At 44.3% G+C, this 13,099-nt stretch carries 9 protein-coding genes and 1 pseudogene; 2 read left to right on the top strand and 8 right to left on the bottom strand.

Features of this window, described 5'->3' with window-relative positions; all coding sequences use genetic code 11:
• Nucleotide 1: 1 nt before the first annotated feature.
• A complete protein-coding gene (locus tag ACK2JC_RS16390) occupies nucleotides 2-1,117 on the bottom strand; it encodes a TIGR02678 family protein (protein WP_368274709.1) in 1,116 nt (371 codons plus the stop codon).
• Between the two features lie 61 nt (nucleotides 1,118-1,178).
• Nucleotides 1,179-2,729 (bottom strand): TIGR02677 family protein, encoded by a 1,551-nt coding sequence (locus tag ACK2JC_RS16385; RefSeq protein WP_320937194.1) that lies wholly within the window; start codon nucleotides 2,727-2,729, stop codon nucleotides 1,179-1,181.
• A gap of 1,020 nt (nucleotides 2,730-3,749) precedes the next feature.
• Here ACK2JC_RS16385 and ACK2JC_RS16380 point away from each other — a divergent pair.
• Nucleotides 3,750-5,306 carry an ABC-F family ATP-binding cassette domain-containing protein gene (locus ACK2JC_RS16380; RefSeq protein WP_320937195.1) on the top strand — a complete coding sequence of 519 codons (1,557 nt, stop codon included), beginning with the start codon at nucleotides 3,750-3,752 and terminating at the stop codon, nucleotides 5,304-5,306.
• Nucleotides 5,307-5,312: 6 nt separating this feature from the next.
• Here ACK2JC_RS16380 and ACK2JC_RS16375 read toward each other — a convergent pair whose 3' ends face one another.
• Complete coding sequence (locus ACK2JC_RS16375) at nucleotides 5,313-6,191, bottom strand: RluA family pseudouridine synthase (protein ID WP_320937196.1); 879 nt, start codon at nucleotides 6,189-6,191, stop codon at nucleotides 5,313-5,315.
• A 353-nt stretch (nucleotides 6,192-6,544) separates the two neighbouring features.
• On the opposite strand from ACK2JC_RS16375, the gene trhA reads away from it, so the two are divergent.
• Complete coding sequence (gene trhA, locus ACK2JC_RS16370; RefSeq protein WP_092364696.1) at nucleotides 6,545-7,216, top strand: PAQR family membrane homeostasis protein TrhA; 672 nt, start codon at nucleotides 6,545-6,547, stop codon at nucleotides 7,214-7,216.
• A gap of 347 nt (nucleotides 7,217-7,563) precedes the next feature.
• Here the strand turns inward: trhA and ACK2JC_RS16365 are convergent, their stop codons facing one another.
• The 5 genes and pseudogenes from ACK2JC_RS16365 to ACK2JC_RS16345 all read right to left on the bottom strand — a co-directional run bounded on the left by ACK2JC_RS16365 (nucleotide 7,564) and on the right by ACK2JC_RS16345 (nucleotide 13,039).
• Nucleotides 7,564-8,490, bottom strand: a complete 927-nt coding sequence (locus ACK2JC_RS16365; RefSeq protein ID WP_320937197.1) for a virulence protein RhuM/Fic/DOC family protein — start codon at nucleotides 8,488-8,490, stop codon at nucleotides 7,564-7,566.
• Between the two features lie 744 nt (nucleotides 8,491-9,234).
• Entirely contained in the window at nucleotides 9,235-9,894 is a 660-nt protein-coding gene (locus ACK2JC_RS16360) for a recombinase family protein (protein ID WP_368271040.1), read from the bottom strand.
• A gap of 31 nt (nucleotides 9,895-9,925) precedes the next feature.
• Nucleotides 9,926-10,279, bottom strand: coding sequence for a recombinase family protein (locus tag ACK2JC_RS16355; RefSeq protein WP_331681248.1), 354 nt, complete (start codon nucleotides 10,277-10,279; stop codon nucleotides 9,926-9,928).
• A gap of 232 nt (nucleotides 10,280-10,511) precedes the next feature.
• Nucleotides 10,512-11,516, bottom strand: a complete 1,005-nt coding sequence (gene rhuM / locus ACK2JC_RS16350) for a virulence RhuM family protein (RefSeq protein ID WP_320937198.1) — start codon at nucleotides 11,514-11,516, stop codon at nucleotides 10,512-10,514.
• A 518-nt stretch (nucleotides 11,517-12,034) separates the two neighbouring features.
• Nucleotides 12,035-13,039, bottom strand: a pseudogene (locus ACK2JC_RS16345) (PDDEXK nuclease domain-containing protein).
• Between the last annotated feature and the right edge of the window lie 60 nt (nucleotides 13,040-13,099).

Below are 13,099 nucleotides of genomic sequence, written 5' to 3'. Positions count from 1 at the left end.
GCTACTCCTCTATCTCCACTTCTCCATATTGGGTATGATACCTTCCTCCAACTGGATACAGTTCAAAGAACATATCGTCCTGCCACCTGCCGAACTCCCACTGCTCCATATGTTCACACACCGCTTCAGCCAACTGTGACGATTTCATTCCTCGGTATTCCTTTGTCCAGCGGACTCCATATTCGCCCTGCAAATCAAGCAAAATCTGTTCAATTCTGCCTCTGGTCAGCCGGATATTACCGGACGACACTGATTCTGTTTTTATTTCACCTAACTCATACAGAGTTCTGATCTTTCCACAAAACAGCAGAACAAGATCCGATATGGCCGATAATGTGGGAAACAGCTCCATATCGCCCACCAATTCCGGGTAGAAAAACAAGAGACCTTCTCTATATTTGGTCCCGCCCCAGCCAAACATCTTATCGAGTTGTCCGATTATATTGTTCTTTTGTCCATGAAAATAAAACAAATCCTGTTCCCATAAATTCATACCCACGAACGGTTCAAGCAAATATCTGCGGTATAGTATTTGCCGTTTCTTTTTATCCGCTTCCTCCGGCAGGTCGCTCAATTCCTCCATGGACCCATAGGATGACAGTTCTCTGCGAAACGTTCTCAAAACATAACTAGCGCAGGGGGCGCATTCATACAGCACATCATGATTCTGGGCATCCGCCGCCCAATCCGCCTCCTGCCCGTCTAAGCTGCGCAGTACATTCAGACTTTTCAGCTTCTTTAAAGCCCTCGCCATGGATAACCGATGAAAATAATTTTTCCAGTCCACATCCAGGCCCTGCCCATTCATAAATTCCTTTATCTCCCTGACCATAGCAGTCAAAATAAATTGATCCCCGGCGGATTTATCTTCCAGGTACCACAGTCCGTAGGTAAAAAGCGCATAATCGATGGGTTCCTTAAATCCTTCAAAGCCCATCCAGCACTTCGCCTCAACTGGGATCTTTTCCAGTTTGATCAGCTTTCTGTTCATAATAACGGAATACCCCGGATAATTGGCAAACCAATCCCGTATTTCCAGATATTGCTCCCTGGCCCAATGATAGAGCTGCGGGTCCTGATCCCGCTCGATCCAGGGACGATTCAACAACGCATTCATACAGATCCTGCGCCGTTCTTCTATTTCGTTATGATCCTCAAAGCCGCGTCGTTCCATTCTATCAGCCATCTAAATCACCAGCCATCCCATTCAGCAAGTTCTGCCAAGTTTCCTGATTCTCTATTTCGAATACAAACGAATAATCTAACAAACTTAATGTACCATCTTCACAATCTAATGTGGCATACTGCTTCTCCTCCGGCATATAAAGCGTAACCTTGACTCCTTCAGATGTATAAAATTCCTGTCCCTCCGATGAAATGCACCTTCCAATCCAGCTCAGCAGCTGTATCCTTGCAACTGCTGATAGGCATTGGAGCTCTGAGACTTTTACATTTCCTTTTTTTGTCATTTCAATTAGGAATTCCAGTTCCTGCTTTTGATACGCAACAAGTTCGTTTCTTAATGCCTCCTTCTTTAAATGATGGTCGGCAATAGTCTCGCTCTCCCCACTTCCCTTCCCGCCGCGTTTTCGGCTTCTGCTTCGGATTACGCGCTCAATAGCAATCTCGTCCCACATAGAAATATCCTGGTTGTCGGAACCGCGATTGTCCTCCCCCTGTAAATGTCGGGTCGGAAATATTCCAAATGCATATGCCGCCAATTTATGGGCCTCATTTACATCATCCAGACGGTAGAACCATTTCCCCAGATAATCCAGATCCCGGCGCCTGCTGACAATGGATCGCTGCTTTTCCTGTATCCGCAGTGTACTCCGTACGATTTTCTTAATCGCTTCTTTCGATGCCTGCTCCAAAAGGAACATCTCACTTTGCGTCTGGTCATCTCCGCAAAACCAGCGGCATAATTGTCCCCATCTGCGCTCCAAATTTTGCAGATATTCCTCTCTTGTGACGAGCTCCTCCACCTTCGGAATCAACCATTCGCCTTCCAATACGCACCCCAAAAATCGAGTCTGCATATCCTGATTGATTAACTTCAAATTTCCTTCTATACGATAGGATCTGCGCTGCAGCGCCTGGACAAAGTCTTGAAGGTACAGTGTAATCGAATCTTTATAGATTAAAAATGAGGCTGTCATCATCAAATCTTCGGCTGCTCCGGTATGCAGGCTGGCGATATAGTCCATTGATGTCTGGTTTAATTTCTGAAATGAGTCATATAAGGAATTCCAAGCTTCCAGAGCAGCTTTGGGTTCATAATCTCCTGCATGCTCATAAATCTCCGTTATGCTATCCGCAATCTTGTCAAACAGCGTCGGCTCCAGTGAGCCCCCATAGCCCTTTACCCCTTCGAGGTGTTCAAGAAAACGCTCAAGCTCAATGGAATAAGGCGTAATCAGATACTGATATTTTTTTCTCAGGTATTCCTCAACCGTTCTGGCCCTGGATCCGTCATGCCGATAGGTCAAATTTTTCCACGAAACAAGCTGATCCAAGTCCAGTTGGCACTGCTCCAGCGTATAGTTTCTCAGAACATTCCATTCCATAACCCCTGAATAGATCTGCTCAGGGCTGAGCCAATAGCTCAAACGTTCATACTGCAAATAAAGATAACGCATAATCGCCCGATAGCGCGTGACATTATCTGCATTTATGTATCTTAATTCAGAAATATTTCCCAAAGATTTTATAGTAGGTTTTTCCTTCATACGATTCCTCTTGTTATATTATTACAAAAAATATGTTCGTCACTAATTGACATAATAACACATTTTACTACATATTCCAAACTAGCCGTTGACTTTTTGAGTTTTTTCACGATAAACTGTGATTATCAAAACGAAAGGAGCAAATGGTATCTATATGAAATCATCTGACGTCGTCCACCTGGAGAACGTATTAAAACGCATTGCGGCTGCCCCGTCTCCGTCAAACAGCAAAGCCCTTCTTCCAATCGCACAGAGTCTGAACAGTGCCCTAAATCTCTGTATCAGATACCTTGGCAAAGAACCCGCCTTAAAGCCGCCGCTTCCGCTACCCGCCTGTCCAAAATGCCTTTCTGATAGCACAATCGTACATGAAAAGGCAGCGCCTCCGCTATATTGTCCAAAATGTTTCGGAACTTTTCCCAACTCAACCAAACCGCGAGTCTGCCCAACCTGCACACCAGCAAGTACCCTTATACCGCTTGCTACCTCAAAAATCCGCTACCGATGCAAGAACTGTAATGTGACTTTCAAGGAAGGAGCAGGCATCCCCACAGATTTCAACAAGTTCATCCATTTTAGCCATCTAATCTATAACACAGACCTTTCCTATAACGATATCATCCGCAAATTAAAAATTTCCAGCGATACTTATTACCGCTGGAAGAAACGATTAGCCATTTATTTTCCGAACACACGTGCGTATTTGTATGATAAAGCGTACAAAAAGTAGGTTTATTTTATGTCAGACCTATATTTTGCATAAGAGCAGAGATTCATAGGTTTTTTAGCTTTGACTATGAAAATAAAAATTTAAATTTTTTATTGCACACTGAAAATCGAGAAATATTAATTTCGAGACCCGATCGCAATATTTCTATTCCCTCCCCACATTTCCACAAAAAATAAGATTTCCGCTTGTCAGAACATACTCCCTCATGTAGAATAATACTGCTGTATTCATTCAACCGTTCTAAATCAAGCGGAAATTACCGTTTTGACAACAATAAAGGAGTTTTCATCATGAGTATATTAAATGTCGAACATCTAAGCCACGGCTTCGGGGACCGGGCCATTTTCCAGGATGTGTCCTTCCGGCTCTTAAAGGGCGAGCACATCGGCCTTGTGGGGGCAAACGGGGAGGGCAAATCCACGTTTATGAACATTATTACCGGGAAGCTGCAGCCCGACGAGGGCAAGGTGGAGTGGTCCAAGCGGGTGCGCGTGGGCTATTTGGACCAGCATTCGGTGCTGGAGAAGGGTATGACCATCCGGGACGTATTAAAGAGCGCCTTCGCCTTCCTGTTTGAGATGGAGGAGCAGATGAACCAGATCTGCGACCGCATGGGTGAGGCGGATGAGGACGAGATGAACGCCATGATGGAGGAGCTGGGCACCATACAAGACCTGCTGATGGCCCACGACTTCTACGTGATCGACGCCAAGGTGGAGGAAGTGGCCCGGGCCCTGGGTCTGAATGAGATCGGCCTGGAAAAGGACGTGACGGATTTGAGCGGCGGGCAGCGCACCAAGGTACTGCTGGGCAAGCTGCTGTTGGAGAAGCCGGACATTCTGCTGCTGGACGAGCCCACTAACTATCTGGACGTGCAGCACATCGAATGGCTGAGGCGCTACCTTCAGGAATATGAGAACGCCTTCATCCTGATCTCCCACGACATTCCCTTCCTCAACAGTGTGATCAACCTGATCTATCACATGGAAAACCAGCGCCTGGACCGCTATGTGGGGGATTACGATAAGTTCCAGGAGGTGTACGCGGTGAAAAAATCCCAGCTGGAGGCCGCCTACAAGCGCCAGCAGCAGGAGATCGCCGAACTGGAGGATTTCGTGGCCCGCAACAAGGCCCGGGTGTCCACCCGCAACATGGCCATGTCCCGCCAGAAGAAGTTGGATAAGATGGAAGTGATCGAGCTGGCCAGGGAGAAACCCAAGCCGGAGTTCCATTTTCTCACCTCCCGGACCCCCGGAAAGCTGATCTTTGAGACAAAGGATCTGGTGATCGGCTACGACGAGCCATTGTCCCGGCCTTTAAACCTCACCATGCAGCGCGGGGAAAAGGTGGTCCTCTCCGGCGCCAACGGCATCGGCAAGACCACCCTGTTAAAGAGCATTCTGGGTCTGATCCCCTCCTTAAGCGGCAGCGTGGAGCTGGGCGATTACCTGTCCATCGGCTACTTTGAACAGGAAATGGCCCCCGGCAACACCACCACCTGCATCGAGGAAATCTGGAAGGAATTTCCCGCCTACACCCAGTACCAGGTGCGCTCCGCTCTGGCAAAATGCGGTCTGACCACGGATCACATCGAGAGCCAGGTGCGGGTGCTCAGCGGCGGCGAACAGGCCAAGGTGCGCCTGTGCAAGCTGATCAACCAGGAAACCAACGTGCTTCTCCTGGATGAGCCCACCAACCATCTGGACGTGGTGGCCAAGGAGGAATTAAAGCGCGCTTTGAAGGAATACAAGGGGAGCATCCTGCTCATCTGTCATGAGCCGGAGTTTTACAGCGGCCTGGCCACCACGGTGTGGGATTGCCGCGAATGGGCCCTGCGCCTTTCATAACCGCTTTTATCCAAATAAATTCTGATCAAAAAGCCCGAAGGCCCCGCCTGAGGGCTTTATCTCACAGGTTATCTCCCGGCCGGTGGACGGATGGAAAAAGGTCAGCTTCCTGGCGCACAGGGCCAGCGGCTGCCTGGGCCCGCGAACCACTCCCGGCCCGCCGGCTCTGTACTTCATGCAGCTCCCGGTAGTCCCGGGATCCATACGGTTCCCGCCAGCCCCATTTTCAGGGGCTTTCCCCTGGTCCTCGCCAAATCCACATTCCCCGGCTCCTGCACGTTTTCCACTGACCAGCGAATTTCCATACCGGTTATCCCCAAACAGCGGCGTTCCATGTCCGGCCATCTGGACCCGTATCTGGTGGTAGCGGCCGGTCATTAACTCTATATCCAGCAGAGACAGCTCCATTTCCGGATTTTCCGCCATCCATCTCCCCGCTTTTACCGTGCTCAAAACCCGGTAAGTAAGCTCCGCCCGCTTCGCACCGTCCACAGAGTTATCCACAATTTCAGAACCGCTATTTCCCTGATTTTTCAACAAATAATCCACATAGGCCCCCTGGTTATCCACAGGTTTTCCACAAACCACGGCGGCATAAATTTTCCGCATTTTTCCCTCTTGAATCTGAGCGCTTAAGTTTGCGGCGGATTTTTGGTTTTTGGCATAAACCATCACGCCGCGGACCGGCTTGTCCAATCTGTGGATAACTCCCACATATGGTGGATGGTTTGTGGATTTTGGGGAAGGGGTTGGTGATAACTTGTGGATATGTGTGCGAATCCGGCTCACCATATCCGGCTCAAAGCCCCGGGCGGACTGAGATTCCATTCCCGCCGGCTTTTCCACAACAATCACATCAGAATCTTCATATAATACGGTAATCATCGTTCCTCCTTCGTTTTCGGTACAAATACTCGTAACCACTCCGACGGTCTGTCTTTCTGACCGAAAACACCGGTCAGGCTGCCTCGGATGTCCATCCGACGCGAAAATTGGTTCCGGAGAGTGTTTACATGCACACTTGGCGTGCCTTGCGGCACCAATCTTCCCGTCGTCTGAACTGATATGAAAAATACTTTGATTGTAAAAGTATTTTTTCAAAAGTCTTGCATAATTTTCCCGGCTGGTGTATAGTATAAAATATAAGACAACATAGTTTCCATTACTACATATCAAAGTTATTGATATTTTCTCTCTGGTGACAGAGAATCGACATTAAGACAGGGAGGTTGATTTTTATGAAGACACACATCAAACAGGGCGTAAGCCGGATCAAGGACCCGGGCAGCGCAATCACCCATTTCATCGCCATGGTGTTAGCCATCTGCGCCACCGCTCCCCTGCTGCTGAAAGCGGCCCGCGAACCGGACCACGTGCATTTTATCTCGCTCATGATCTTTATCCTGAGTATGATCGGCCTTTACGCCGCCAGCACCATTTATCACAGCCTGGATATCTCACCCAAAGTCAACCAGCTTCTGCGCAAACTGGACCACATGATGATCTTCATCCTCATCGCCGGCACCTACACTCCGGTATGCATGATCGTGCTGGGCGACAAGACCGGCTGGATCCTGCTTGGTCTGGTCTGGGGCATTGCCATTGTGGGCATCATCATCAACGCCTGCTGGATCACCTGCCCCAAGTGGTTCTCTTCCCTGATTTACATCGCTATGGGCTGGGTATGCATCCTGGCGTTCACCAAGATCGTCAGCTCCCTGTCTCCGGCCGGCTTCGCCTGGCTTCTGGCGGGTGGCATCATCTACACCGTGGGCGGAGTCATCTATGCCCTAAAGCTCCCGTTCTTCAACTCCAAGCATAAGTATTTCGGCTCCCACGAGATCTTCCACCTGTTCGTCATGGGCGGAAGCCTGTGCCACTACGTGTTGATGTACCGGTTTGTGGCGTAAATCAATACATGCTTTATCATACCATGGGCGACTGGGGAAATCCAGGGGCATGGAGAAAATACAGATAGCGGATTGAGGAGATGTTCCGGCCGCACGTATCGGAAAGGGGCTGTCCTGAAAACATTACTCAGTAATAGCCCCCAACAAGCGTTATTAATAAGCTCGCCCAAGGGCGGGCTGCATTTCTTCAATTCATTCAAAAAACTTTCATTTTAGACTTGACTTTTAATAGTTAGACTTTCAAACCACAATTCCGCATCATTATTACCGTCTCCACATGTGGTGAGTAGATAATAATGATGTCCGCAGGGCAGAATTGGGCCTGGGCGGAACCTACTATTTTTTAATCACTTTATACAATTCATAATCACACTAATCATCATCTCTTTTTCTTCTGGCCTTGATTCTGCAATCATAATTGTCAAGGCCACCAGCGTATGATCAGCAATCACCTTTTCGCCATCCCGAAACAGCGCCTGATTCCTATCCATAAAATACAAGAAAATAGCCGCAGCAATTCTTTTATTCCCGTCTGAAAAAGAATGATTCTTTGTAATAAAATATAACAAATTTGCTGCCTTTTCTTCTAAGGATGGATAAACGTCCTGTCCTGCAAAGGTTTGATAAATTGCTCCTATACTTCCCTTAAAGGAATCATCCTTTTCATTTCCAAAAATATCACTGGAATCTCCAAATCTCATGCTGTCAATCACGCTCCGGCATTCTTCATAAGAAAGTACATGAATGGCCTCTCCACCTTCCGGCCTGTCCATGTTCTGATGATCGTATGCGTCTAGCAGATCCAACGCTACACTGTATTTCTCAATAACAGATAATATCTGTTTCGCATCTAATTGGTTCTCTGTCCGTTTCATAATCCGCACCACCTCTTTTAGCTGATTTATGCGGTTATTGTTGACAGCATAGCCTTTTACTATGTAATCCTTGAGCACCTTGTTTGCCCACCTGCGAAATGCAATGCCTCGCTTTGATTTCACCCTATATCCCACTGAAATAATAACATCCAAATTATAATACATAGGCGGCCTAGATGCTGAGTTCTTACTTCTGTCGAAAATTTCGACAGAAGTACTCTTGTCCAATTCGCCTTCTTTAAAAATATTGCTAATATGATAGGCAATCGAAGAACGTGCTGTATCAAATAACTCTGACATCTGTTCCTGTGTCAGCCACACAGTATCATGTTCTGGTGTGATCGGAACTTCCAATGCAATATTGCCATCTGTAAATAGAACAATCTCCTTTTTCTCCATTGTAAAATTCCTCTCTTGTCTTGAATCATTAATCACTTAGTAAATTAGCCTAACCTTATTTCCGACACAATCCCACGCAGACCTCACAATGTGGTAAGTGTATAAAAATAATTTCAAAAAGGCACATTTTTCTCCAGGTGTAGCTGCTACCGCCCCCCTGTTGATATTCATGCATACCTCAAAATAGCAAAATTCATTTTAGACGATTCATTTAATTTTAAAGAACCAATAAAACTTGAAGATAACGGATGGTTACGGCCCAACTCAATATTACTCTCCACCTCTTTTGGTTCTGTTGCCGTGTAATCATTTAGACCAATACACGCTTTATACCCTCTGAACCAAGTTCAATCTTTTGAATAGCCATTCTTTACCTCCCACAAAAATTCATTTAATTCCCACGAAAAAACTGGAATATATACAAAAAAGAGTTCTTCCACTTTTGAATTATAATCAATACTGATTATATAAACTTATCACCTTTTCTTGAATACCTTATATTCCGAATACATTCCAACAACCCATCAAAATAATTTCCACTGCATAGTTTTTAACGTTCATCATCCAGAGCAAAGTACTTTTCCAATACCCATTTCACTTAATTTTAACATACTCCCCCCGCCATTACCATCTGAAAAATTTTCTCATTCCCTTAACCCGTACCTCTTCAATCAAACAATCTCATCTGTCTATTATTAATTCACATATCTGATATTCCTCTTTTTCAGCATAACAAATTATCAGTTACTTCTCATAAACATCTATCCTCTTTACTCTATCTTTTACGACATTTTCATCATATTCCCCATTACACACAACCTTTCCCAACGTATCTCTTACATATTGATCGTTCAAGGTAGGTGAATTTTTACACTCCGCCTTTCCTTTTTCCATCCTTGTCCCGCATCTCCATACAAGCTTCCCGCGCTCCGTTCTACGCCTGAATCCTCCCCCGCAATCCCCACATACTAATAAATTACTAAGCAAATATTTGCTGCTATATCGGTTACCACTGCTAATCTGATTGCCGCCATCCGTTCTAAGCAGTCTGGCTCTATTAATCATTTCCTCCTGCACTTTATCAAATATCTCCGGTGAAATAATGGCCGGATGACTTCCTTTCACATAATATCTGGTACGCTGTCCTACGTTTTTCTTACGTATACCATTCAGATAATCCTCGGTAAATGTTTTCTGAAGCATCATGTCTCCCTTATACTTTTCATTCTTCAATATCTGCTGGATTACATTTGCACTCCATACCTTTTTGCCTGTTACCGTTTTTATACCACTTTCCTCCAAGTGTTTTTTTATCTGCGAAAACGTGTATCCCTTCAAATATAACTCAAAGATCAATCGCACTATTTTGGCCTGCTCCGGAACGATTGCCAATTCCCCTTCCACACATCGATATCCCATAAAATGTTTGTAACTGCTAAATAATCCTTTCTTTCAAATATCTCATAATCTGCAATAGTTCTACCGTATTCCTGGATACTCGTTTTGCTGATTTAGTAATTATGTAATCGAATTTCCCCTCTGTTGCACTTTCTAACATATGTTTCAATCCGTTACGGCCCATTTTCCTTAATCCACTTCTTCCACAATCCCAGAATACTCCTGAAAATACCCAATCCGGATGATCTGATATCTGTTCTGTATATGCCACAATTTGATGAGCCAAACTAGCTAACTGCGTCTCTTTCTTAGTGCTGACGCGGCAATATGCCGCCACACGCAGCGGTTCCATATTCTCTTTTTTCACAGGCATATAATATATCTTTTTCACAACACTCCAACCTTGTCTCATCAATAAGGAAAAGGCGCGAAAGCCAAAAGCCTTCACGCCTCACCACATGGCAACTATCCAACCTCACCTAATCATCATTTAACACTCTTTTGCAACAGGACAATACTTTCCGTATGTGGTGAGTGGATGATAATGATGTCTGAAAGACGTGCCTCACCCCTGGCGGAATTTCGCTTGTCTTATTTATTAACTCGTGAATAATATCACCGTTTCAACTCTTTTCCGTTTTATGTTCCAATATTTTTATCGAATCCAAATAATCCTTCTCTACAGCACTGAGGGTTCTGGTTTTATATTTTCTGTATTCACTCGTTGCTTTATCAACTGCTTGTTTATGAGTAACACTTCCGTTTCCTTGAAGTAACTGTTCGCCACTCATTGTAAGTATACGATCCAAATGCGCTGCCCAATCGCTCATAGTCATCATCTGTTCCCGCTCTGCCTGACGTTCCGCAAAATCAAGATACCCTGAAACAAGTTGTCCCATCGCCCGAAGTTCTTTTTCATTCAGATAGTTTTTGGCAATGACAGCCTCCTTTAGTGTTGGCTGATTTCCCGCAAATGTCATAAGTCCCATAAACTCTTTTTCAGCATCCGCTCTGGTATATATAACTTCTGCTGCAGTTTGTCCATGAATCGCATAGTGTATCTTATTCTGAACCTTTTTAAAGAACTGAATGGATATTTCAGCTTTTGGATCATAATCAATACTTGTAGCATAAATTTCTAAGACTTGCCTGTAAAATACCTTCTCAGAAGCACGTATATCTCTAATACGTTCAAGCAATTCTTTAAAGTAGCCTCCACCACCCAAATTCTTCAGCCGCTCATCGTCCAGCGCAAAACCTTTTCTCATATATTCTTTTAAAATGCCTGTTGCCCATATTCTAAATTGTGTGCCGCGCTTTGACTTCACACGATAACCGACCGAAATAATCACGTCAAGATTATAATAATCTACGTTATAAACTTTTCCGTCAGCAGCAGTGTAGGCAAATTTTGCCCATACTGATTCTTTAGTCAATTCTCCTTCTTTAAAAACATTTCTCACATGCTTGCCTATTACGCTCCTATCTCTTTGAAACAACTCTGCCATCTGATCGATTGACAGCCAGACTGTATCTCCATCAAAAGTTGTATCTATCTTTGCCAAACCATCTTCTGTTGTGTAGATAATAATATTTGATTTCCTATTAATATCACCTTGACTGTTCATGCAGTTCACCTCCTCGCCTTTGCTATGCCTTTACTTTTTTAATGTACTGGTTCTTTATTATATGTATTTCCTTAATAGCCTTAACTGTACATTTATTTTTACCTTATTATAGTGAGCAACCTGCCTCATTCCGATCTTTCCCCTTCTTTATAGAACTATCGCAAAATTTGCGACAGTTGCGGTCTGAGCCAGCAATTCCTCTTTCAAAGCATTATTAATACGTTTTCCAATCGTTTTTACATCTCGCTCGAATAATTCGGCCTCTGATTTCGGTTTAACCATACGGTGCCCTGTTCCATTGTAATGAGTATCTCTAATGCAACATTACCATCAGTAAATAAAACTATTTCTTTTTTATCCATTCTAGCCCCTATTCTAATTATTTTGCATTACTTTTTTCTGCAACAGGACAATACTTTCCGTTTGAGAGGCACATTTTCATGTCGCGCTTACTTTTATTCTTACTAGCTCTGTTCAACATAATGCGGAATTAGATTAGGCAACAAGCCGTTGTACAATTACTTCAGCGCTTTTTCAATATCTTCAATGGACGGAAGGCTGCTACGCAATTCTTCCGGTAATGTCTTAGCAAGCTGATTTTTCCACTCTGCCACGCCAATGGGGTTCTGGTAACCTGCAAGAGAATACTCTACTACAGTTTCGTTTTTACCCTTTACCAACAGCAAACCAATCGTTGGCTTATCGTCCGGGTGTTTCAGAATATCGTTAACCGCATTCTGGTACATATTTAGTTAGCTAATAAATCCTGGTTCAAAGTCACAGGCTTTTAGCTCAACTACAACAAAGCACCGCAGTTTCAGATGGTAAAACAGTAGATCGAGATAAAAATCATCACCGCCTACTTCTAAATGTACCTATCGACCTACAAACGCAAACCCTTGCCCCAGTTCCAACAGAAAGCTCTGAATATGTTCAGTAAGTTGCCGTTCAATCTCTATCTCCCGCCGAGGCATATCCGTTCCCAGAAAATCAAACAAATACGGGTCTTTGAACACCTGATTAACCATATCGGAATCCGCTGGCGGAAGTGCAGATGGAAAGTTATTCACACTCCTACCAGTACGCTCCATCAGTCTGCTTTCTATTTGCAAGTCTAAGATTGTTTTACTCCAGCTATTTTCAATTACTTTATAAGCATACCATATACGACTTTCTTCATCTTTCAGTTTGTCCATTAAAGAAATATTAGTTCGCCATGGTATTTGTGCAACGACCCGTTGCATAATTTCAAAGTCAGGCCAACTCTCAGCAAACTTCCTCATATATTTTATGTTTCTTGGAGAGAATCCTGACATTTCCGGGAAGGCATCCTTTAAATCCTTTGCCATACGGTCAATAATTTTTGCGCCCCAGCCTTCTTCTCCCTGCTTTTTTAGAATACTTTTGCCAATGTTCCAGTACAAGCAAATCATACTGGAATTAGCATTTAATACAACCGAAATCCGCTGTTTTTGAATTTCCGATTTTACTTCTTCTATAATTCTCAAATAAGCATCACTCATCTCGGAAAGATTTGGAGCAACTGGGAGTATTACTCCATCTTTATTCTTTCCCATATGATT

The organism is Enterocloster lavalensis, from assembly GCF_046603895.1.
In the GTDB taxonomy this organism is placed as follows: Bacteria; Bacillota; Clostridia; order Lachnospirales; family Lachnospiraceae; genus Enterocloster; species Enterocloster lavalensis.
The sequence above is the reverse complement of the archived record's forward strand: the minus strand, read 5'-3'. Positions and strand labels throughout refer to the sequence as shown.

What these genes read in the sequence shown, in the direction of transcription:
- ACK2JC_RS16375 (WP_320937196.1), bottom strand. Translation starts at nt 6,191, where the DNA reads ATGATTACCGTATTATATGAAGATTCTGATGTGATTGTTGTGGAAAAG.
- ACK2JC_RS16390 (WP_368274709.1), bottom strand. Translation starts at nt 1,117, where the DNA reads ATGAATGCGTTGTTGAATCGTCCCTGGATCGAGCGGGATCAGGACCCG.
- ACK2JC_RS16365 (WP_320937197.1), bottom strand. Translation starts at nt 8,490, where the DNA reads ATGGAGAAAAAGGAGATTGTTCTATTTACAGATGGCAATATTGCATTG.
- rhuM (WP_320937198.1), bottom strand. Translation starts at nt 11,516, where the DNA reads ATGAACAGTCAAGGTGATATTAATAGGAAATCAAATATTATTATCTAC.
- trhA (WP_092364696.1), top strand. Translation starts at nt 6,545, where the DNA reads ATGAAGACACACATCAAACAGGGCGTAAGCCGGATCAAGGACCCGGGC.
- ACK2JC_RS16385 (WP_320937194.1), bottom strand. Translation starts at nt 2,729, where the DNA reads ATGAAGGAAAAACCTACTATAAAATCTTTGGGAAATATTTCTGAATTA.
- ACK2JC_RS16380 (WP_320937195.1), top strand. Translation starts at nt 3,750, where the DNA reads ATGAGTATATTAAATGTCGAACATCTAAGCCACGGCTTCGGGGACCGG.